Annotated in this window: 21 protein-coding genes and 1 tRNA gene; 4 read left to right on the top strand and 18 right to left on the bottom strand. The window is 34.7% G+C overall.

Annotation, left to right across the window (positions count from 1 at the left end; genetic code table 11):
• Positions 1-48: 48 nt before the first annotated feature.
• From Q0787_RS05265 to pdxA, 9 genes are all read right to left on the bottom strand, one after another.
• A complete protein-coding gene (locus Q0787_RS05265; RefSeq protein ID WP_298901206.1) occupies positions 49-498 on the bottom strand; it encodes a 3-oxoacyl-ACP synthase in 450 nt (149 codons plus the stop codon).
• On the bottom strand, positions 498-1,607 hold the full coding sequence (locus Q0787_RS05260) for an FAD-binding oxidoreductase (protein ID WP_298901205.1): 1,110 nt from the start codon (positions 1,605-1,607) through the stop codon (positions 498-500). Before Q0787_RS05260 ends, Q0787_RS05265 begins: the two co-directional genes overlap by 1 nt.
• A 5-nt stretch (positions 1,608-1,612) precedes the next feature.
• On the bottom strand, positions 1,613-2,203 hold the full coding sequence (locus Q0787_RS05255; RefSeq protein ID WP_298901204.1) for a hypothetical protein: 591 nt from the start codon (positions 2,201-2,203) through the stop codon (positions 1,613-1,615).
• Between the two features lie 188 nt (positions 2,204-2,391).
• Positions 2,392-3,744, bottom strand: a complete 1,353-nt coding sequence (accC, locus tag Q0787_RS05250; RefSeq protein WP_298901203.1) for an acetyl-CoA carboxylase biotin carboxylase subunit — start codon at positions 3,742-3,744, stop codon at positions 2,392-2,394.
• A gap of 101 nt (positions 3,745-3,845) precedes the next feature.
• Complete coding sequence (gene accB, locus Q0787_RS05245) at positions 3,846-4,331, bottom strand: acetyl-CoA carboxylase biotin carboxyl carrier protein (RefSeq protein ID WP_298901202.1); 486 nt, start codon at positions 4,329-4,331, stop codon at positions 3,846-3,848.
• 37 nt (positions 4,332-4,368) lie between these two features.
• Positions 4,369-5,364: a beta-ketoacyl-ACP synthase III gene (locus tag Q0787_RS05240; RefSeq protein ID WP_298901201.1), complete on the bottom strand. Its 996-nt coding sequence runs from the start codon at positions 5,362-5,364 to the stop codon at positions 4,369-4,371.
• A 180-nt stretch (positions 5,365-5,544) separates the two neighbouring features.
• Positions 5,545-5,748: a 50S ribosomal protein L32 gene (rpmF, locus tag Q0787_RS05235; RefSeq protein WP_040279531.1), complete on the bottom strand. Its 204-nt coding sequence runs from the start codon at positions 5,746-5,748 to the stop codon at positions 5,545-5,547.
• Between the two features lie 8 nt (positions 5,749-5,756).
• Positions 5,757-6,299 carry a DUF177 domain-containing protein gene (locus tag Q0787_RS05230; RefSeq protein WP_298901527.1) on the bottom strand — a complete coding sequence of 181 codons (543 nt, stop codon included), beginning with the start codon at positions 6,297-6,299 and terminating at the stop codon, positions 5,757-5,759.
• 72 nt (positions 6,300-6,371) lie between these two features.
• Positions 6,372-7,418 carry a 4-hydroxythreonine-4-phosphate dehydrogenase PdxA gene (gene pdxA / locus Q0787_RS05225; protein WP_298901200.1) on the bottom strand — a complete coding sequence of 349 codons (1,047 nt, stop codon included), beginning with the start codon at positions 7,416-7,418 and terminating at the stop codon, positions 6,372-6,374.
• A gap of 60 nt (positions 7,419-7,478) precedes the next feature.
• Between pdxA and Q0787_RS05220 the strand changes: the two genes are divergently transcribed.
• Positions 7,479-8,069, top strand: a complete 591-nt coding sequence (locus tag Q0787_RS05220) for a riboflavin synthase (protein WP_298901199.1) — start codon at positions 7,479-7,481, stop codon at positions 8,067-8,069.
• Positions 8,053-8,280: a hypothetical protein gene (locus tag Q0787_RS05215; protein WP_298901198.1), complete on the top strand. Its 228-nt coding sequence runs from the start codon at positions 8,053-8,055 to the stop codon at positions 8,278-8,280. Before Q0787_RS05220 ends, Q0787_RS05215 begins: the two co-directional genes overlap by 17 nt.
• Before the next feature lie 253 nt (positions 8,281-8,533).
• On the opposite strand, the gene Q0787_RS05210 is transcribed toward Q0787_RS05215, so the two are convergent.
• The 7 genes from Q0787_RS05210 to Q0787_RS05180 all read right to left on the bottom strand — a co-directional run bounded on the left by Q0787_RS05210 (position 8,534) and on the right by Q0787_RS05180 (position 19,715).
• Entirely contained in the window at positions 8,534-9,283 is a 750-nt protein-coding gene (locus Q0787_RS05210) for a LytTR family DNA-binding domain-containing protein (protein ID WP_298901197.1), read from the bottom strand.
• 18 nt (positions 9,284-9,301) lie between these two features.
• Positions 9,302-12,328 (bottom strand): two-component regulator propeller domain-containing protein, encoded by a 3,027-nt coding sequence (locus Q0787_RS05205; protein WP_298901196.1) that lies wholly within the window; start codon positions 12,326-12,328, stop codon positions 9,302-9,304.
• A 145-nt stretch (positions 12,329-12,473) separates the two neighbouring features.
• Positions 12,474-13,220, bottom strand: a complete 747-nt coding sequence (locus Q0787_RS05200) for a hypothetical protein (protein ID WP_298901195.1) — start codon at positions 13,218-13,220, stop codon at positions 12,474-12,476.
• A 186-nt stretch (positions 13,221-13,406) separates the two neighbouring features.
• Positions 13,407-16,883, bottom strand: a complete 3,477-nt coding sequence (locus Q0787_RS05195; protein ID WP_298901194.1) for a 4Fe-4S binding protein — start codon at positions 16,881-16,883, stop codon at positions 13,407-13,409.
• A gap of 73 nt (positions 16,884-16,956) precedes the next feature.
• On the bottom strand, positions 16,957-17,085 hold the full coding sequence (locus Q0787_RS05190) for a hypothetical protein (RefSeq protein ID WP_298901193.1): 129 nt from the start codon (positions 17,083-17,085) through the stop codon (positions 16,957-16,959).
• A gap of 61 nt (positions 17,086-17,146) precedes the next feature.
• Positions 17,147-17,698, bottom strand: coding sequence for an OsmC family protein (locus tag Q0787_RS05185; RefSeq protein WP_298901192.1), 552 nt, complete (start codon positions 17,696-17,698; stop codon positions 17,147-17,149).
• Between the two features lie 175 nt (positions 17,699-17,873).
• The gene (locus tag Q0787_RS05180; RefSeq protein WP_298901191.1) at positions 17,874-19,715 is read right to left on the bottom strand and encodes a sigma 54-interacting transcriptional regulator; all 1,842 of its coding nucleotides are present in this window, start codon (positions 19,713-19,715) and stop codon (positions 17,874-17,876) included.
• A 113-nt stretch (positions 19,716-19,828) separates the two neighbouring features.
• On the opposite strand from Q0787_RS05180, the gene Q0787_RS05175 reads away from it, so the two are divergent.
• On the top strand, positions 19,829-21,871 hold the full coding sequence (locus tag Q0787_RS05175; protein WP_298901190.1) for an adenylate/guanylate cyclase domain-containing protein: 2,043 nt from the start codon (positions 19,829-19,831) through the stop codon (positions 21,869-21,871).
• A gap of 251 nt (positions 21,872-22,122) precedes the next feature.
• Here the strand turns inward: Q0787_RS05175 and Q0787_RS05170 are convergent.
• Both Q0787_RS05170 and mce read right to left on the bottom strand, forming a co-directional pair.
• Positions 22,123-22,196: transfer RNA gene (locus tag Q0787_RS05170), tRNA-Ile, on the bottom strand.
• 60 nt (positions 22,197-22,256) lie between these two features.
• A complete protein-coding gene (gene mce, locus Q0787_RS05165) occupies positions 22,257-22,658 on the bottom strand; it encodes a methylmalonyl-CoA epimerase (protein WP_298901526.1) in 402 nt (133 codons plus the stop codon).
• 125 nt (positions 22,659-22,783) lie between these two features.
• On the opposite strand from mce, the gene rbfA reads away from it, so the two are divergent.
• A complete protein-coding gene (rbfA, locus tag Q0787_RS05160) occupies positions 22,784-23,179 on the top strand; it encodes a 30S ribosome-binding factor RbfA (protein WP_298901189.1) in 396 nt (131 codons plus the stop codon).
• Positions 23,180-23,259: the final 80 nt, after the last annotated feature.

Raw genomic sequence — 23,259 nt, 5'->3', positions numbered from 1 at the left:
TCTAAAACAATGTCTTTAAAGATAAGCCGAAATTGATTGGGATAAAAATTAGAGTACTTCAATAATTTTAAATTCCTGATTTCTAAATTGAATATCGCTCCCAGTGGTTTTTCCTAATAGCAACTGAGCAATGGGTGTATGTGCTGAGATAGCATAAAATGACTGTTGTTGAGCTTTCAGTTCACCTGCACTAACGCTTATAAAATAATTCGCTTGAGTTGTCATTACAAGACTTCCTAAACCAATGATTTCTGAACATTTTAAAGGGTCTATTTTTAATAAGAGTTGATTGATTTTTTGAATTTCAGCTAGCTGTTGCCCTGCCTTTTCTCGTTCTAGTTGTAGCATTGCTCGGCCTGTTTCATGCTTATCTCCTGCAGAACTTTTAGTTTCAGAGCGTAACGATTCTTGAATTTCATTAATCGTTTTTTGAATCGTTTGTAAGCGTTCATCAATAAATGCTTGGCATAAATTATAAAGTTCTTCTTTAATACTCATTACAATAAGTTAGCTAATTCTTTCCCAACCAAACTTCCAATTGCCACGCCCATTCCTCCTAATCGAACACCACAATACACATTATTGCTTTGTTGTTGAACGATTGGTTTTTTTTGATGACCAACGCCCATAATACCGCTCCATCTTTGATCAATTTCGAATGAAGTATTAGGTAAAATTGTTGTTTTTAATAAAGTCTCCAAAGCATCCTGAATATGTTGAGTCTGACCTAAATTGGTGGTTTCTTCGCCTTTCATATCAAGGTTTCTTCCGCCTCCAAATAAGATACGATTATCGATGTTTCTAAAGTAATAATATCCTTGGTCTAAGTGAAACGTGCCTTTGATGTGAAGTTTACTAATTGGCTTTGTTATAAGTACCTGAGCACGCGCTGGTTTTACTTCGGAAATACCTAATTTAGATGCAAAACCATTTGTAGCGATAAGCAGTTTTGAAGTCTTAAACGCGAATCTATCCGTTTTTACATGCACTATACTTGACTCTTCATAAAAATCCTCAACAGTAATATTGTTAAGTATGTTTATTCCCGATTTTAATACAAGCTGTGTTAAACACATCATCATTTTCCCTGTATCGATTTGGCCTTCAAATTGATTAAAACCTAAACTGTTATGACAATTATTAAATTTGAAGTGATTAGGTTCAAAACGAAATACATTAGCATTAAATAGTGGCTTTAAAAGTGTATTTATAGCTCCTTTTTTAGATTGGCACTCGTCTAATAGGTTGCTTTCTTTCGAAAACAACTCATAGCCTCCTAACTCTTGATAATTGATGGTTTCATCTCCTAAGATACGCCTTAGTAAGCTCAAACCATCAATTCGTTTTTTTACCAAATGGAACACTTCATCTTCTGTATGTGTTTTAAGATCACTTATGATTTCACTTAAACTTCCAAAGCACGCAAAGCCTGCATTCTTAGTACTAGCGCCTTGAGGTAAAGTTCCGCGCTCTACAATTAAAATTTTCGCTTTTGGAAACCGTTGCTTTAATTCTAGAGCACAATTAAGCCCAACAATACCGCTTCCTACGATTGTATAATCGATATTAGTGAGCCATGATTTTGTTTCCCAATAGGATAGATTCATAGAATTTAAATTGGCAGAACTGCTGGTCCTACATACATATACCAAAAATAACCACTTAAAAACGAAGCTGGTATAACTAGCAGGAAAATTTGCAATTTTTCTTTCTTACTGAAATATCTAATAAACATAACAGCCGCCAAAATAGTGGCTATTATACTGAATGCCAATAGCCAAAAAACGACCTTAATATAGTCAACATCCACTTGTGTTGTATAAAAAATAAAGTGATATAAGAACTCTAAGCCTGTAAATAGAAATAATGAAAACACGAAAATCAACAGCCATTTGATGTGATAATTTTTTGATGTCTTTCTTTTGAGAATCATTAAAAATGTTACAACCGAAACTAAAAATGTAATCATTAGAACGCCGTTTTTTTGAAAAAAATTAAATGAACTTGATAGTTCTATATATTTCGCCACTCCTAAACAACCAAGTAGATTACCTGTATAATTATAGCTAAACAGTTTTGAGACTTCACCTCCAGTAAACGTATAATCAAACAAAAACAAAATAGTATTGTTGACTATGGCATAAGTAGGAAAGAACAATAAAAACAGAAGAAATATAAAAATAGATTCTTTAGTCTTAAACATTAAAGCTGGTTATTAGCTCTCTTAAATATAACAAGAAATATCGGGTTGTGTTAAGGATGGAGCAACTGTTGGAGCTCCTCGTAGAGAGCGACTTGCGAGAGCCTGCCTTTTGTCTCGACACTTCGAGATAAAAGAACACTATAATAAGAGAAAAAAAACTCCGAAATATAAATTTCGGAGTTGAATTGTTAATCTTCTGGAGTTCGTTCGATGACGAAATCTTCCATAAATTTAGTGGTATAATTACCAGCTAAATAATCTGGATGCTCCATAAGTTGTCTATGAAACGGAATCGTTGTTTTGATACCTTCGATAACAAATTCTTCTAAAGCACGCTTCATTTTATTGATAGCTTCCTCACGTGTTTGTGCGGTAGTAATTAACTTCGCAATCATAGAATCGTAATTTGGCGGAATCACATATCCTGCATATACATGAGTATCTAAACGAACACCATGTCCTCCTGGTGCATGCAGCGTAGTGATACGTCCAGGTGATGGTCTAAAATCGTTAAACGGATCTTCGGCATTGATACGACATTCTATTGAATGTAAGTTTGGTGTATAGTTTTTACCAGAAATAGGCACACCTGCAGCTACAAGAATTTGTTCACGAATTAAATCGAAATCTATTACTTGTTCTGTAATTGGATGCTCTACTTGAATACGCGTATTCATTTCCATAAAGTAAAAATTACGATGCTTATCTACAAGAAACTCCACTGTTCCTGCGCCTTCATATTTGATAAATTCAGCGGCTTTTACAGCAGCTTTTCCCATTTTATCACGTAAGGCTTTGGTCATGAATGGAGAAGGTACTTCTTCTGTTAATTTTTGGTGACGTCTTTGTACAGAACAGTCTCTCTCAGAAAGATGACAAGCACGACCTGTTGAATCTCCAACAACTTGAATTTCGATATGTCTTGGCTCTTCAATGAGTTTTTCCATATACATATCATCATTACCAAAGGCCGCTTTAGATTCTGCTCGTGCAGATTCCCAAGCATTCTGAAGATCTTCTGGTTTCCAAACAGCACGCATTCCTTTTCCACCACCACCAGCAGATGCTTTAAGCATTACTGGATAACCGGTTTCTTCTGCTAATTTTTTACACTCTTCAAAATCTTCTATAACGCCTTCACTTCCTGGAACACATGGTACGCCTGCTTCTAGCATTGTTGCTTTTGCATTGGCTTTGTCTCCCATACGATCGATCATTTCTGGAGATGCTCCAATAAATTTAATATCGTGTTCTTCACAAATTTTTGAAAACTTAGCGTTTTCGGATAAAAATCCATACCCAGGATGTATAGCATCGGCATTTGTAATTTCTGCTGCTGCTATAATATTTGATATTTTAAGGTAAGAATCACTACTTGATGGTGGACCAATACAAACGGCTTCGTCTGCAAACTTCACGTGTAAACTTTCAGCGTCTGCCGTAGAATACACTGCTACTGTTTTGATACCCATTTCTTTACAGGTTCTAATAACACGTAGTGCTATTTCTCCTCTATTGGCTATTAATATTTTTTTAAACATAACTTCTTGAATTAAAAATTTCAAATTCCAAGTACCAAAAAACCACATATTAGGTTTTGGGTCATCAATACGATGCGCTGTGAATTGGAATTTTTAAACGGTTATGATGGATCTACCAAGAATAATGGTTGATCAAACTCTACTGGAGAAGAATCGTCTACTAAAATCTTAACAATTTTACCTGATACTTCTGATTCAATTTCGTTGAACAACTTCATTGCTTCAATAACACATAATACATCTCCTTCTCCTATTGTACTACCTACCTCAACAAACACTGGTTTGTCTGGAGATGGCTTACGATAAAATGTACCGATAATTGGCGATTTGATAGTAATATATTTTGAGTCGTCTGAAGTTGGTGCTGCTTCTGTTGGTGCTGCTGGAGCAGGTGCTGGAGCTGCTGCTGGCATAGCTTGAGCTACAGGTTGACTTACAGGAATTTGCTGAACATAAGTGGTTGAGTCTCCCTTGTCATCTGAACCAGTTCTGATGGTGATTTTTACATCATCCATTTCTAATTTAACCTCACTAGCGCCAGATTTGGCTACAAATTTGATTAAGTTTTGAATTTCCTTAATATCCATAATTATTAGTCTTTTTAATTAGTTAGTTAAAAGTCGGTTAGGAATTATAGGCCCATTTAAAATAAATAGAGCCCCAAGTAAATCCGCCTCCAAAGGCTGCGAATATAATTATATCATCTTTTTTTAATTGTGATTCGTAATCGTGCAAGAGCAATGGTAATGTAGCAGATGTTGTATTTCCATATTTATGAATATTCATCATTACCTTCGCTGGATCCAAAGATACGCGGTTAGCCGTGGCTTCAATAATTCTTTTATTCGCTTGATGTGCCGCTAACCAAGAGATGTCGTCATTGGTTAAGTTGTTGCGTTCTAAGATACGCTCTGTAACATCTGCCATATTAAAGACAGCGTTCTTAAATACTGTTTTTCCTTCTTGAAATACAAAATGTTTTCCCTCAGCTATGGCTTCAGGTGTTGATGGGTATGACGATCCTCCATATTGTGCATGAAGAAATTCTCGTCCCTCTCCGTTACTTCTTAAAAGTTCATCTTGTAAACCTAGCCCTTCATTATTTGGTTCAAATAATACTGCGCCCGCACCATCTCCAAATATGATGCATGTTGCTCGGTCTTTATAGTTAATCATTGAAGAATTTTTATCTGCTCCAATGAGTAATACTTTTTTATATTTTCCAGATTCTATATAACGTGAAGCTACAGACATTCCGTAAAGAAAGCTAGAACATGCCGCTTCTAAATCGAAAGAAAAAGCATTGGTCGCTCCTATATTAGTTGCAGTAAAAGCAGCAGTAGAAGCGGCTTTCATATCTGGAGTTGCCGTAGCAACTATCACTAATTCTATATCTTTGGGGTCAATTCCTTTCTTATTGATAAGGTCTTGAGCAGCTTTAATAGCTAAAAAAGAGGTTCCCTTTCCATCTTCTTTAAGGATTCTACGCTCTTTTATACCTGTCCGTGTAGTAATCCATTCGTCATTGGTATCGACCATAGTTTCCAAAATTTGGTTGGTCAACTTATACTCAGGCAAATAAGCTCCTACTCCTGTAATTGCAGCTGTGATTTTACTCATACTAATTTTTTAAAAAACAGTCCTAAAAAGGCAAAAATCGTCAAAAAAAGGCAAAACATTAATGAATTTACTAAATTTTGAACGAATACGACGCAAAATAAGTCGTTTTTAAGACTTTGAGAAATTAAACATAAAAAAAACGCTCATTGCTGAGCGTTTTATTATATGCGTGCATAATACTTATGCTAAGTTTTCTTCTTTTTCAGAATTGTCAATCAAAACTTGACCTCTGTAATATAACTTACCTTCGTGCCAATGTGCTCTATGGTAAAGGTGAGCCTCTCCTGTTGTAGGACAAGTAGCTATAGTAGGAACAGATGCTTTATAATGTGTTCTTCTCTTATCTCTTCTTGTTTTAGAAATCTTTCTTTTAGGATGTGCCATTTTATATGTTATTTATCCGTTAATAGTTTTTTTAATGTATTCCAGCGAGGATCAATATCCTCTGATGTTTCTTCTTTTTCTTCTAAGCCTTTTGGACTTAGCTCTTCTAGTTTTTTAAGTATCTCAGAATCTAAGGTGCCATCTTCAACTCCTGGGTGAATTCGTTTTGCTGGCATTGATAATATGATTAACTCATATATATATTGTGCCACATTAATTTCGTATTCCCCATGAGGAACAATTAATATATCTTCAAATTCATCATTGTAATCGTCACCAAATTTGACCACCAACTTAAACGTTCCTTCAACACTTTGGTCATAGGGTTCATTGGTAAGATCACAATTAACGTTTACAATGCCAGAAATTTCAAAATGTAACTCCAACAAGGTTGTCTTTTTTTCAAACAACAACTCTGCTTTAACGTTAACATCATTAAAATCATCATACTCAAAATGTTCAAAGAACTTTTTATCAATCTGATAATCAAAATGGTGCTTTCCAACCTTGAGACCAATAAATGGTATCGTAAATTCCTTTAAGGGCTTCATCATCGCATTCATTTTGAGCCTGCAAATATATAAATTTTAATTTATTAATCGTTGGTTATAAACAAAAAATGTTTATATCTTTTTTGGCGCCTTTTTTAAAGGGTTTTTCGAGTATTCAGAATACTCTCCTCTGTTCTTAAAAACTTTAATGGCTGTGAACACAGCTTCCTTAAAAGAACCATTATCTGCTTCACCTTTCCCTGCAATTTCAAAGGCTGTTCCATGATCTGGTGATGTTCTAACTCTATTCAATCCTGCGGTGTAGTTTACACCATGACCAAATGCTATTGTTTTAAATGGGATTAAACCTTGATCGTGATAAGACGCTATTATAGCATCAAAGTTTTTATAATTTCCTGAACCAAAGAAACTATCTGCCGAATATGGTCCATAAACCAGTTTCCCTTTTTCCTTAATCTCAAGTAAGGTCGGTCGTAAGATTGTATCATCTTCTTTACCAATGACACCATTATCTCCAGCATGAGGGTTAATACCTAATACTGCAATCCTTGGTTTATTAATTCTAAAATCTTGTTTTAAGGAATTGTAAACTGTTTCTATTTTTTCATTTATGAGCTCGGCCGTAATATGATTAGGAACGTCTTTGACCGGAACATGATCTGTAAGTAATCCTACTTTCAACGTGTTTGTAACCATAAACATTAAACTTTTACCTCCCAATTTTTCTGCGAGATAATTAGTATGTCCTGGAAACTTAAATTGTTCAGATTGGATATTGTGTTTATGAATTGGAGCTGTAACCAATACATCAATAGCTTCTTTTTTCAAGGCTTCGGTCGCTGCCTCGAGCGACTTAACAGAATATGTTCCAATTTTAACATCCTCTTCTCCAAAGTTTATGTTTGCATTTTCCTTCCATACATTAACCACATTAACTTTTCCATGAACAATTTGATCTGTATGATTAATGCCGTGGAAATTTATTGCGCTTTTAAAATGTCTTTTGAAAAAGGACATTGTTTTAATGGATGCGAAAATTACAGGTGTGCAAAATTCTAACATGCGGTTGTCTTCAAAGGTTTTAATAATGATTTCAGATCCTATACCATTAAGATCACCAATTGAAATTCCAAGTTTTATTTTTTTAGCTTTTTCCATTAAGATGTTATCTATAGTCCGTAATTTTACAATTGCAAATTTAACCAATTATTCGACACTATGTTTACAGGAATTATCGAAGATCTTGGCGTTGTGACCAATCTTAAAAGAGAGCATGATAATCTTCATTTGACAATACAAAGTCAGATAACTTCAGAATTAAAAATAGACCAAAGCGTTTCTCATAATGGTATTTGTCTTACAGTCGTACATATTTCTGAACAACAGTACACAGTAACAGCTATAAAGGAAACTATTGACAAAACTAACATTGGCGATTTGCAAATTGGGGATGACGTTAACCTTGAGCGTGCCATGAAACTGGGAGATAGGTTAGATGGCCATATTGTTCAAGGGCATGTTGACCAAACTGGAATTTGCGAAGACATTAAAGAAGAAAATGGCAGCTGGCTTTTTACGTTTAGCTATGATGACAGCCTCGGAAACGTAACTATAGAAAAAGGGTCGGCAACTGTAAATGGCGTAAGTCTAACTGTCGTTAATTCAGGAAAAAAAACGTTTAGCGTTGCTATTATTCCATATACTTACGAGCATACTAATTTTAAGCACCTTAAAATTGGTTCTAAAATTAATTTAGAGTTTGATGTTTTAGGGAAATATATACAAAAGCTATATGAAGCTAGGCTATAGCTCTTCTTTAGAGTTTTTAAGCGTCGCTTTTATACCAAAAAACGCTCCTAAAATTACGGCTATAGTTGTAAAGCCATCTATAGGTAACCCTGGAGGTGGAGGTGGCATAGGTGGGGGCGGATCGCCACCTTGCGCTGCACATACAAAACTTATTAATACAAATAAGATCGAGGCTATGATTTTCTTGTTTTGTATTCTCATTACGGCGTAAATGTATAAAAAAAAAGGTCTCAACAAAATTAAATAGCAAAAAAACATCCATAAAACGCAAAAAAAATCGACGAAAAGCGCTTTTTTTGCCTTTTGCGTTAAATTTATATTAAAATCAAATATATGCTTTTTTATCATAATCAAAAGAAAATCAGTATGTTTTTCACTTTAAATTATTGTTACTAGGCACATTACAAAACTACTGCGAGTTTTTCTTTGATTTTTGCTCATGAGTTTTTAATAAAAAATCAAACTTAGCGATGCATTTGGTCTAAAATTTCAATAACCTCTGCTTTTTTTCTAACCGAAACCGGCACATTTTCTCCATTCTTTAACATCAAATAGCCTCCATCTGTTTTAATAAAGGCGCTTATGCATTGTAAATTAACCAAATGGCTCTGATGAATTCTTAAAAACCCGTAAGGCTTTAGCATATCGGCAAAATATTTTAATGTTTTGGTTACAAAAATTTTTCGTTGGTCTTGCAAATGAAACATAGTGTTATTACTGTCTGACTCGCAACGCACAATATCGTCTAAATTAACAATGATGATTTTATCTAAGGTATGAAGGGAAATTTTATCTGGTTTCTTTTCTGGTGCTGATAAGGTCTCCTTTAGAATGTTCAGTCGCTCTTTGCTTGGTTGTATCTGTTGTTTAGCACGATTAATAGCGTGAGCCAACTCCTCATTTGCATAAGGTTTTAACACGTAGTCAATAGCAGCGAATTTGAAGGCTTTGATAGCAAATTCATCACTGGCCGTTACAAAAATAATCTTCGATTTTAACTCTGGGAAAATTTCCAAAACATCAAATCCTGTTCCATCACCTAACATAATGTCAAGAAATAAGATATCTGGTTGTGTTTTTCTCAAAACCTTCGCGGCCTCAACAACGCTTTGTGCTGTATCAATAATTTTAATCTCTGGATGGTGATTTTGAATGTCACTTTTTAAAAGCTCCATAGCATCCTTCATGTCTTCTACTATAATTGCTGTTAGCATAATTAATCTTCTTGTTTACTAGTAATCTGTCTCTAATGGAATCGTAAATACAATGGCGGTGCCACCTATACTTCCATCACTATTTTTTATTTCTGAAATCTCCAATGCGTTCTTACCTGAGATCGATTCTAAACGCTCTCTCGTAACTGTAAGGGCCATAGATTGATGATCTGTTTTGGGTTTTTGCTGCTGCGAACTATAAATACCAATACCATTATCCGTAATACTTACCTTTAAAAGGTTATCAGTTGTGTCAAACTGAATTCTTAATTTACCCGCTCTTGATCCTTTCAAAATACCATGACGAATAGCATTCTCTACAAAAGGCTGAATGAGCATTGGCGGAATTAATATTTCTTCGGCATCCAAATCTGTATTTAACTCAATAGCGTAGTCAAACTGCTTTTCGGCCATTAAGCGTTCAACCTCAACATAATGTTTCAGTGTTTTTATTTCTTGATCTAGACTAATGGTATCCTTTCTAGAGTTTACTAAAGTTTCTCTAAGTAAAGTTGCAAAGCTATTTACGGTTTCATTCATTTTGTCTGGCTTTGTTGGTGCCATTGCCTTTATACCATTAAGTACATTAAAAATGAAATGTGGATTCATTTGCAATCGCAATGCTTTTTGCTCTAACGTAAGCAAATGGTTTTCTAATTCTAAACGCTCTTTTTCTTTAGTTGTTCTGCGTTTTATACGCTTAATATATTGATGTGCGATAGCCGCTAAACCTAAAATAGCTAAACCTAAAATAGTCCATTGAAACCATGCTTTTTTTAATAATGGGCTCTCTATGTAAAACGAAAAACGCAAAGGTTCACTTTCCTTCCAGCGATGATTTCGAGATTGTACCAAAAAGTCATGTGTTCCAAAATTTAATTCTGAAAAATCCTGAGTTTCTTTTGATGACCATGGACTCCAATCATTATCGTTTAACTTATAGCGATACTCAACACCATTTGGGTGATCTATATCAACTGTTTTAAATGAAAAACTAACTTGTCTTTGATCAGGGTTTAGCTTTAAAACCTTATCTGTATTTGTCCATGATATTAATTGGATAGAGTCTACGCTTTTATTCGCGACTTTGACATCTTCTAAAAAGAGTTTCGGTTTTTTAGTTTCTTGGTCGGTTTCTGTTGGCCTGTACTCGGTAAGACCATACAAAGCGCCAAACCATAAGTGACCATTAGCGTCTTTATCTACCGCATTTAGACAAGTCTCGATACCCAAAAAACCGTCATTTCGCCCAAAGAAAAAGGCATCTTTAATCTCATTATCTTTATCTAACTCTAGCTTATCAACACCGCGTTCTGTTCCTGCCCAGAGATAGCCTTGGTTATCAAAAATGAGTTGATAGATATTTTCTGAAGATCCTTTTTTTGCGCCTTTGAGTTTTTTAAATGTGCTAAAAGTATCATCATTAGACCACCAAATGCCTTTTCCTGCAGTTCCCAAAAACAACGTTTTGTTATGAAATAATATGCTGTTAATTGGTGTTTTTAAATCTAGTACGGCACCAAGGTGCGTCACCTTATTATTTTGGATGTAACCCAACTCACCATTTCGAGTGGCATACCAAAGCTGTCCATTATCACCTTTAACCATGTCTTTAATGTACAGATCTTGAATCCCATCTTGAGTGCCAAATACTTTTAAAACGGTTAAACTATCCCTCTGAGCGTCATATCTAAACTTCACAATGCCACTAGAATATGTTGCTGCGTATATGGTGTTTTTATCTATATGAATTTTTCGAATCCAATCGTCTAATGGAAATCCGTTTTCGGTACTTAGTACTCTATTAACTTCAATTGTTCTTGGAAATGCTTTTTTTCGAATTTTTAATGAATCTGGTATGATAGAATCAGAAATCACTTTTCCGTGAAATAATAAACCTCTTCCTTCAGAACCTGCCCAAATGTTTCCATTTAAGTCGCTCGTTATGGTTTTTATTTTAACTTGGGAAAATGCTTCTGGAATGTCAACATCATGAATTCCAAAATCATCAATTCGCATGAGTCCTTTTTCTGAAGTTGATATCCAAATGGCATTATTCTTATGATGAACTGCATAAACACGGTTGCCATTGAGGCCTGTATCGGTATTAAAATGTTTGAAATTATTTTGAAAATATTTATACAATCCACCTCCTGAGGTTGCGATCCAAATATTAGATTGACGGTCTTGAAGCACTTGTTTAACATTAGGCACAGACAACCCGTTAATGCCTGTTAGCGTAAACAATTCGGAATTCGTAGAAGTATCAATAACAGAAATCCCATCATTGTCAGTTGCAATCCAAAGTTCATCAGTATTTAAAATAGCTGTATCATTAATACGCAGCGGTTCTCTAATAAGAACCACATCGTCAACATTTTTCGAATCAAATACTAAAGTACCATCATTAAATGTAGATGCGAATACCTTATGATCAAAACCTGCTAATGCGGCAAAATCATTACGTTCTAATTTTTCAAAAGTACTGGCAGATGCACTAAGTTCATTTAATTGCCATAGACCTTCTTGAGTGGCAATCCAATAGTAACCATCAAAAAACATCATGTCCTTAATTTGGAGTATATCAATTTCGGGGTGCACCTTTATTTTTTCTACCGTTTTATTTTCTTTAACCTTATATATCCCTTGATGTGTTAATACAAATAGGTCATTTTTTATGAGAGAGATCTTATTTATTTCGGGGGTTTCAATATTTGTAAACTTAGATTTATGCTTAATACTAAGTCCGCGTTTTGTTCCAATGTATAGTGTGTTGTTTTGTGTTAAAAGCGCATTTATATAATTAGATAGCAATCCGTTGGCCTCATTAAACACTCTAAAATCATTACCATCAAAACGCGCCAACCCGCCACCTTGAGTACCTAACCATAAATACCCTTTACTATCTTGGGTCATGGCATAGACTTGAGACTGCGGCAATCCATCTTCTAAAGTAAACGCTCGCAATTGCTTGTTTTGAGCATTTCCAACGAAGAACATGCTCAAGAAAAGTACGATTGTTATATGTGTTATTTTAAATTTCAACCCTGAGTTTAAGATTTTATGCAACTTACAATTTTGAACGGAGTTTTTGTAATTGAAGTATATACAATTTTATGAAACGCCTAAAAGCGCTGTACTCTAAAAAGAGGTACAGCGCTAAAAACATGAATCACAACATCAACTAATTTTATTTTTCATTATCAAGTTCACAAGAGAAAGCATAATTCGCTTTTTGAAATTTAACTTTTTCTAAGGCTACCAAAGTTGTGGTTTGCGCTAGCTTGTTGTTTTTAAATACAACATATGATTTACTCTCTGTTGTATCGCAGCTTTCACCTTCATTACTACATAATGTAATAACATCTGTACCATATTTGTTGTCTTGCTTGTCTAACATACTTACCAATTCATGGCTTAATGTTTCAGACTTCAAAAATATTTTATCAATCTCAACACCATTTCTCACTGCTCTTAATTGAAAGCGTTTGTATCCTTTATAATCTACTCCTGCTTCACCAAAGACAAATTTAATTTCAGGGTTCATTTGGCTTACCATTGTTTTTTGTGAAATGAGTCCTCCCCAGATCCAACCTACTTGAGGTCCCATTTTTATTTTATAAAATCTGCTTTTTACGCCGTTAATGGTTTGTGCGTTTTCACTTTTCGCTAACAATCTTACGCGAGTACCAATATTTACGGTTGTTAGTTTTTCACAGTGTACCGAGGCGCAATCTCTCAAGGCAACATCATCACCAAGTAAATATTGGGTTGCATTGGCTGCAGAATTGGTGTAAACATCAAATTCTACTTCATTGGTTTGCGCATAGATATCTGAAGCGATAAATAACATTGCTAAAATCATAATTGCTTGAAAGAGTTTAGAGACTCTGGATTGTGTTTTGTTTTCTGTTTGGGTGTGCTTTAAAGTTTTCATAGTATTCTGTTTTATGGGTTTATACTTGTTTGATACTTCAAAGATATGTTGGCATTACACCTAAATTTGGGTGCTTCTAGAATTCGTTAAGAGTTGTTTAGAATTCGTTTAGAAAATGGGATGGGAATAAAAAAAGACCTTATTATTTAAAAAGGTCTCTTTAATTCGCTTCGAAAACAAATGGGATTAACTCCCATAAGCTAGCTGCTGTTTCATACTATGGTTACGACGTAATTTGTTTCTATTAACTGGCGCTGCATATGCCTTAGCCATATACGTATCGAACCTAAGGTCTACTTGTTTTTGAATGTATTGCATTATAGCATCAAATTGTTTTGGGTCTCTATTAAACAATGTAGAAAAACGACCTTCCATTTTTAAATAATCTTGAATTCTCATATTTGGCAAATCGGAATCCAATTGTAATGTGTTTAAATTTTCAGTAATACGTCTTGGATCGTTTCTATATAATAACCACTGTCCAGAATTCACTGCTGCCTTGTGATATTGGCTTGGATTTTTCATATCAATACCATGAGATTTACTATGTGAGTAAGCAATAATTATTGAAGGGCCATCATAACTTTCAGCTTCGATAAACGCTTTAAGTGTTTGTTCCTGATTGGCTCCAATAGCTACAGATGCTACATAAACATCATTATAGGTCATTGCCATTAAACCCAAGTCTTTTTTCTGTTTCACTTTTCCACTAAAACCAAATTTCGCTTTAGCCCCAAATGGTGTCGCTTTAGACATTTGCCCACCTGTATTAGAATACACTTCATTATCTAAAATTAGGATATTCACATTTTTTCCAGATGCTATAACATGGTCTAGACCTCCAAAGCCAATATCATAGGCCCAACCATCGCCACCAACACACCACACGCTTTTTTTAACCAAGCTATCGGCAATTTTTAAAAGGGTATCTGCCTCGTTAGTGTTTATGGAACTCAAAATAGTCTTTAGCCGTTTTACGCGTTTTCTTTGTTGAATAATCTCAATTTCAGTGTGCTGACTAGCTGAAATAATATCATGGACCAAATCAAAATCAATAGTATTCATCATACTTTTAAGTAACCGTTTAGCTTCACTTTCCTGATGATCTAATGACAATCTAAAGCCTAAACCAAATTCGGCATTATCTTCAAACAAAGAATTAGACCAAGCTGGCCCTTTTCCATGTATTGTTTTAGACCAAGGCGTTGTTGGTAAAGCACCACCAAAAATAGAACTCGCTCCTGTAGCGTTTGCTACCAGTAGGCGGTCTCCAAATAATTGAGACAATAATTTCAAATAAGGTGCTTCACCACAGCCATCATCTCCTGTAGCATATTTAAATAACGGCTCTTGCAATTGCTGCTCATTTACTTTAGTCACATCTATTTTTGTTCGATCAAATTCTGGTAAGGTTTTAAAATAGCTCCAACTGTTATTTGCCTTATTTCTTTTTGTCTCTAGCTGAATAGCATCAACATCACAAACCTCAACACAATTATTACATCCGTTACATTGATCGTTATTGATTTGAATACTAAGGTTCATAAGATCAAAGACTTCCGAAGTTATAGCTTCAAAACCCAATGGTGCTTTTTCTAAGGCTTCATTATTAAACACTTTCATGCGGAGTGCGCCTAGCGGACAAGCCATGCTGCAAGCGCCACATTGAATACATGCATCTGGATTCCATTGGGCTATCATTTCAGCATCTCTCTTGGTGTTATATATAGAGGTGTTGGTTTGAAACGTACCATCATAAGGAACATCACTAACTAAAATGACATCATCTTTGCCGTTAAGTAATTTTCTGAAAAGCGTAGACGATTGTTCTTTATGAAAATCTGTTTTCTCAACGGAAAAATTAGTTTGATTTGACGTATCTACTTTTATAATTTTTGTCATTAACTGAGCCAAATTATTGGAATAGACAAAACCTGCATTTAAAAACAAGAAACAAGCATCAAATGCTGAAACTTTAGAAGTTCCTACGCTATAGCTTAGCTTTAAGTTTTTGAGGTTTACTATATATAATACGATATCCTTATTAACAATTGTTTCTTGTGTCTTTGCTGAAAGCGATTGCCAAAAAGATTTAGACGATTGTGAAGAATTAACTAGCAATGTCCCTTGAGATTTTATGCGTTGTAATGCGTTGTCTTTTTCGGTGAAGTGTGCATTTTGGCAAGCGATAAAATCAGCATCAGAAATTAGATATGGTGCCTTTATGGGAGTGGCATCAATACGAAAGTGATTAACCAGTCTTGATTGTGATTTTTTATAGTCTAGTTCGGTATATGTTTGAACGTAGTTTGTTTTATTAGCACCAATTAAGTGTGATAAAGGTGTGAGTTCGTTGTCCTCTGAGTTTGGTTTTTTACTATAGAATATGGCTTCAAAAGCCTTTGTTTCTAATATAAAATCATGGTCGATTGATAAACTCAAGCCTGTGATATCATCTGAAATACCAACGGTAAAGTTATGCTTTGGAGATGTCTTTTTTAAATTGTTATAGATTGATTTAACCATGGCTGGTGTGAACTCTTTTGAAGACAACCCGTAACGTCCTCCAACAATTTTAGGAAGTTCTTGCAGTTCTTTATTTTGGAATGCTTCTAAAAGCGACTGACAGACATCTAAAAAAAGTGGCTCCCCAGAAGCTCCAGGTTCTTTTGTTCGATCTAAAACCGCAATTGACTTGCAGCTTGACGGTAGAGACTTAATAAGGTGTTTTGTACTAAAAGGTCTGAACAATCTCACTTTTATTAATCCGTATTTTTCTCCTGCACTATTTAATTGTTTTATCGTTTTCTCGACTGTTTCTGTAGATGATGCCATTGTTACGATAACCTGTTCCGCTTTTGGGTGGCCTACATAATCAAATAATTGGTATGCTCTTCCTGTGAGTTTACCGAATTTATCCATTTCAGTTTGAACGCTATTAGGACATGCATTATAAAACGTATTAATTGCTTCTCTACTTTCAAAAAACACATCGGAACCTTGAGAGGTGCCTCTCAAAATAGGGTTATTAGGGTTTAAGGCTCTGTTCCGATGCGAATCAATTTGATTAGAATTCATCATTTTAGAAATTGTTTCATTCGGGATTATTTCAATTTTAGCTGTTTCGTGAGACGTTCTAAAACCGTCAAAAAAATGAACAAAAGGAACTCTAGACGCTAATGTAGCGGCTTGGGAAATTAAGGCAAAATCATGCGCCTCTTGAACAGATGATGCGCCAAGCATAGCATAGCCTGAACTTCTTACAGCCATAACATCGCTGTGGTCGCCAAAAATAGACAACGCATGTGTGGCAATACTTCTTGTAGCAACATGGATCACGTTTGGTGTTAATTCACCAGCAATTTTATACATGTTAGGTAACATCAACAACAAACCTTGGGATGCTGTAAATGTTGATGTTAATGAGCCCGTTTGGAGAGCGCCATGCATAGCGCCAGCAACACCAGCCTCACTTTGCATTTCAAAAACCGTAGGGCATGTCCCAAAATTATTTGTTTGTTTTTTTGCGTTCCATTCTTCAACCAATTCTGCCATTTCAGAAGAGGGTGTAATTGGATATATAGGAAACACTTCGTTGGTTTTGTAAGCTATATGGGCTACAGCTTGATTTGCTGTAATAATTTGTTGTGATTTTGTTTTCATTGTTGGTATAAAATTGCCGTTAAAAAAAGGACTATCAACGTATCAATAATCCTTTTTTAATGTGTTGTGATGCTCATTTTTTAAATCGTCTTCTACTGTGCCATTTTTCTCCTCGAGAAGATTTTACACACGAATACAATCTGCCTGTGTAAAAGTTCTCCATATTTGAAGCCAATGATGGCATTAATTTTATAGTTGTCATTTTTCTGTTTTTTGGCATTTAAAAAGGCTGTTTATGTGAAAACAGCCTTTTTAAACTGTTGTTACTTTACAATTTCTATTGAAACTGGAGTTGGATTTGAAAGCATATCAAATACAGGTGAGAATTTTGCGAAATTTTCTAATTGCTCTGCAGATGCATCAGACTTTACTTTAAGTACCATTTTGATACCATCAAAACCTTTACGTACCTCTGGGTCCAATCCTAGGAAACCATGTAAATCGCATCCACCTTCTAAAGTAGATGTTGCACTTTCAATATCAACTCCATTGGCCGCAGCATGATAAGTCATTGCTGCTGTAAGGCAAGATCCTAAAGCGTGTAATACTACTTCTGGTGGTGTTGGTGCTTTGTCATTACCTAATAATACGTTTGGATGATCGCACTCCATAGTGAATGTTTCTTGGCGAGATTCATCTTCGGCGCCAACACCGTAAAACCCTTTAATACTAGACACGCAATGTCCTCCTGTAATCCAATCATTTTTAGATCTAAATTGAAATTTTGCCAATTCTGGATTGGTTTGAACTGCTCCAATAGTGTCTACTAATTGGTCTACATTTACTCCGTTTTTAATGTTTGCTGTTGTAATCATTGTTTTAAATTTTATTTGTTAAACATTTTAATTTGACTGGTTTAAAGCCAACGTCATGCCAAACATTATAAAATATTGATAATCAACAATTTACAACTAATTTGTATTGTGTTTCTGTAAACGCAAATTCGTTAATTAACGATATTTCGTTTTTATTTTTACGATATTTCGTGAATTATATAGGGCGTTCTAAACCAAAAGCCTTGATTTTTGATGCCAATGTGGTCGCAGGAAGTTGAAGTAGTTCGGCAGCGCCATGTGTTCCTGAAATTTTCCAGCGTGTTTGTTTTAGAGCTTTTAAAATGTTCTCTTTTTCTAAATTAGACAACTCTTTTGAAGTATAAATTTTCTCCCGTATAGGGTCTTGTTGCGCATTACTAAAAGACATATCATTTGGAATCACCTCCTTAATATTAATTCTATCGTCTTTAGAGATGATTATAGCACGTTCGATTAAGTTTTGAAGTTCTCGAACATTGCCTGGCCATTGATATGACATTAATAAAGACTTGTCTGCCTCTGTTAGATCTACAATATTTTTATTCAATTTCTTTGAAAAATGACGTATCATTTCATTTGCTATCAAAGAGATATCATTACCACGATCTCTTAAGGCTGGTACTTCAATTGGAAATACATTAAGACGATAATACAAATCTTCTCTAAATTTACCGTCGTTGGCGTGTTGTAATAAATCTCTGTGTGTCGCAGCAATAATCCTGACATTAACCTTAACCGTCTCAGAGCTTCCAACAGGATCAAATTCTCCTTCTTGAATAACACGTAGCAATTTAGGTTGTAAATCTATAGGCATTTCACCTATTTCATCTAAAAATATTGTGCCTTGATCGGCCAATAAAAAACGTCCTTTCCTATCTGCTGTCGCTCCAGTAAACGCTCCTTTTTTATGTCCGAATAATTCACTTTCAATAAGATTCGCTGGAATGGCCCCGCAATTTATACGTATTAGAGGTTTGTCATTTCTATTACTAGCTTCATGGATAGCTCTAGATACAAGCTCTTTCCCTGTTCCTGTTTCTCCATTTATTAAGACTGTGGCATCTGTAGGAGCTACATGCTTAATAAGACTTAAAACATTTTGCATTTTTACATCCTCGGCAATAATGCCATAACCGCTTGTAAGTTCCTTAATCTCTTTATTGAGATATTCTGTTTGATTGGTTAAAAAATTAATTTGGTTTTCGGCATCTAATCGTTCTTCTATATTCCTAAGAATAAGCGTGTAGAACGTTTCAGTTTCATTTCCAAACTTACTAATAGTTCCTTCATTTAAGGTTTCAGTTTCATTAGACCCTATAACTTTTACAATATTTGGAATGTAATTATTAATGGTTTTTGCTTTATTGTGCTGAGCTTCATCTATTAGTGATTCGATGACCTCAGCGCTATCTTCATCAAAAAAATAAAGCACATTGCGCTGTAGTGTATCATCATTTTCAAGTAATTTATTCGCCGATGGGTTTGTAAGAACAATTCTAAAATTACTGTCAAACATGATAATAGCATCCATAGCGCCTTGCACGAGTCCGGTTGTTCTAGAGCTCTCTAATTCAAGTTCCAGTTTAGACCTTGCTAACCGTTCTTGAATAGCATCCAATTCTCTATGCCGCTTAATCATAACAGCCAAAATGCCCTGTGCAAACCCGCCATCTTCGGTCATCAAATTTAGAAAATCTATACGTTCAATTTTAAGAACCTTTGTACGCTCTATTGTGGTTACAGATGCCGATCGTTTTTTGTTATCTATCAAGGCGTATTCGCCAAAGCATTCTCCTTGCAACAAGGTGTCATATTGATGATCGTTATCATGAACTTTAACTGTGCCGTTAATAATAACATACATAGCATCACCAATAGTTTCTTTAGCTATAATGATTTCATTTTTTCTGAAAGATTCCTCAGTAGAGTTCGCAACTAAATTCTTTAGAGATTTTTTTGATACCTCTGAGAAGAATGAGACTTTGGATAAAAAATTAACGAGATTAAGCTCTGGCATTTTTTGATAAATTTCTAGTTAAAGATATTAATTATTATTTCAGAAATGTGCATTGGTCTCATGACAAAACAATTTTAATTAACTTAGTAGCACCTAACGTAATTAATCCATAAATGTCACAGCAAAGGCTTTTGGCCGCCATAATGTTTACAGACATTGAAGACTACACAGCTTTAATGCAGCGCGATGAAAAAGAGGCTCTGAATATTAGAGACAGACATCGCAGTACATTTGAAATGACTACAGATGCATTTCATGGTAAGATTATTCAGTATTTTGGAGATGGCACCTTAAGTATTTTTACGAGTAGTGTTGAAGCTGTGAAATGCGCTATAGAATTACAAAAAGCCTTTTTAGAAGATCCTAAAATTCCTGTTCGGATTGGGATTCATGTTGGAGATATTATCTATTCTGATGAGGACATTATTGGCGATGCCGTTAACGTAGCATCTCGCGTAGAATCTTGTGCTGTTGCTGGAAGTGTTCTAATTTCAGATAAAGTTCACGATCAAATTAGAAGTCATCAAGACATAGACGCTCAATTTTTAGATGCTTATGAATTAAAAAATGTTGATGGCGCAATGCCGATATTTGCTATATCCAATGACAACTTAGTGGTTCCAAAACCTGAGGATGTCAAAGGCAAGTTAAAAGGGTCTTCTGCCACAAATTCATCATCAAACTCCAAAACTAAATGGTTGATAATTGCGATGCTTCTTATAGCTCTTACAATCGCAGGTGTATTTGCTTTTCAACATTTTAATACTGCTCATGCAAACTCTAAAGCACTATCTATTGCTGTTTTACCATTTGAAAATTTAAGTGCTGAATCCGACGCAGAAATTTTTAGAGACGGGATTACTGAAGATATTTTAACACAATTGTCCAAAATTAAGGATTTGCACGTGATTTCTAGAACTTCTGTAATGCAGTACAAGAATACTAAAAAGACCATTCCTGAAATTGCAAAAGAACTAGGGGTGTCTTATATTTTAGAAGGAAGTATAAGAAAATATGGTAATGACATTAGAATCGTTGCTCAGCTCATTGATGCCGTTTCAGATGAACATTTATGGGCCGAAAATTACGACAAAACCTTAACCAATATATTTAGCCTACAAACAGAGGTTTCTAAAGAAATTGTAGCTGCCCTAGAAATTAATTTATCTTTTGAGGAAGCTCAAGGTTTGGATGTTATTCCAACTCAAAACATAGACGCCTACAAGTTGTTTTTAGAAGGGAGAAATGAAGCGGATAAACGCAATACTGAGAGCTTAGCCAAGAGTATCTTATTGTATAAGGAAGCTATTGCATTAGATCCTAACTATGCTCTTGCTTATGCCGAAATCGCCAATTCCATATATTTAGAAACCTACTACTCCCGAAGAGATCCCGTTGAAGCCTCTAATTTGGCAAAAGATTATTTAGATAAAGCAGAAAAAATAAATGATAAGATTTCAAGAATATATTCTGTAAAAGGCTTAATAAATAATATTGAAGGAAACCATGATGCTGCCGAAATAGCCTTTAAAAGAGCCATCAAACTATCACCTAATGATCTAACTGCCAGACACCAATATTCTACATATTTCTTTTACACTGGACAGTATAAAAAACAATTAGAGCAAGCCGAAATCGCTTATCGCTTAGACCCTTTATCTTTTCCAACAGCCAATAGTTACTTTAATGCTTTATTAGCAAATGAAGAATATGAGCGCGCTGAAACAATTATGGATAAAATTCAAAATAGAGATGATGACAGCAATCAATTTGTCATCAACAGGTCTTATTTTAGATTATTTATGGATCAAAAAAAATTTAAGAAGGCAATTCCATATCTCGAAGAAATTGTAAAAGTAGAAAACGTATTCAATCGTTTTCTGGGCTATTGTTATGTTAAAACTGGTGACACCCTTAAGGCCTATCGTACAATAGATTCTATTCGTAAAAATGCACATCCTGGAGAGAAAAGTCATCAATTGGCTGTTGTGTATTCTGCATTAAAAAATAATGACAGTGTCTTTTTTCATTTAGATACGATAAGAAACAAGCAAACAAGAACTTTAAAAAGAGAATATGATGAGTTTTTTGATCACCTTCAAACGAACAAAGAATTTCAAAACATCTTAAAATCTCATGGGATAGACATGAATTGAAATCGTATTAATTATTTAAAAATCGTCATCAAATTTGTTAAAACTAAACGATTTTTTAGGGTTTTCTCTTAACAGCCTGTTTTATATATAAGTCTAAAATTTTAAAGTGTTATGGTCATCCTATTTATTTTAGTAGAAGTTATATTAATTGGCGTTTATTTACGATTTATTAAAAGTCCCTCATAAATAAAAGTATCTAAATGTAATTGGATACGAAACAAAAAACCCTTCGCAATGAAGGGTTTTAAGTGTGGTCCCACTTGGGCTCGAACCAAGGACCACCTGATTATGAGTCAGGTGCTCTAACCAACTGAGCTATGGGACCAATAAGGGTGCAATATTACTACATATTTTCAAAGACTGCAAGAAATTTGTATCAATATTCTTAGTCAATATCCTGACACAACTCAATGAGAACGCCATTTGTCGCTTTTGGGTGTAAAAATGCAATCAATTTATTATCGGCGCCTTTCTTTGGTTTTTCGTGTATCATTTTAAATCCTTCGCCTTTTAAACGTTCGATTTCCTTCTCTATATCTTTTACTGCAAAGGCAATATGATGGATTCCTTCACCTTTCTTCTCAATAAATTTTGCTATCGGACTGTCTTCATTAGTGGCTTGTAATAGCTCTATTTTATTCGGTCCTGTTTTAAAAAACGACGTCATAACGCCTTCGCTCTCTACGGCTTCAATCTTGTAATGCTTCTTTCCAAAGAGTGAAGCAAACAATGCATTAGACGCTTCGAGGTCTTTTACGGCAATTCCGATATGTTCAATTTTCTTCATGTAAATGTATTTTGGGTTTCCTTTTAAAACGGAAATCTTATAATAAGGTATGAATTTTGCCATCAAAAATAAGATAATCCTTAAATATCATCTACTTTTGCAGATGATTACTTATTATAGTAACTATGGAAGAAACACAAAGACAGAAAAAAATAGGAGGTATTCTCCAACAAGATTTAGCCGAGGTATTACAAAAAGCAGCAACAGATGGTGGCTTGAGAGGCGTTATTATTTCGGTAAGCAAGGTAAGCGTTACAACAGATTTATCCATCGCAAAAGTATATTTGAGCATTTTCCCAAACAAAGAAGCCCAAGCATTACTTGAGGGTATTCGTTCTAACACACCATTAATTCGACATGAATTGGCTCAACGCACCAAACATCAATTACGTCGAATGCCAAACCTCGAATTTTTTATTGATGACTCCTTAGACTATATTGAAGGTATAGAGCGTTCACTTAAAGGAGAAGACAACCCAATTAAAGACCAAGATTTGTTAGATAAACGAAAGAAAAAATAATTGGGTTTTCAAAACCTTCAAAACACCTTTTATTATAAACTTTTCACTTTACATAGCAAAACGATATCTGTTTTCAAAAA

Source organism: uncultured Psychroserpens sp., assembly GCF_947492715.1.
GTDB lineage: Bacteria > Bacteroidota > Bacteroidia > Flavobacteriales > Flavobacteriaceae > Psychroserpens.
Note: the sequence above shows the minus strand (reverse complement) of the source record. Positions and strands in the feature narration are given on the sequence as shown.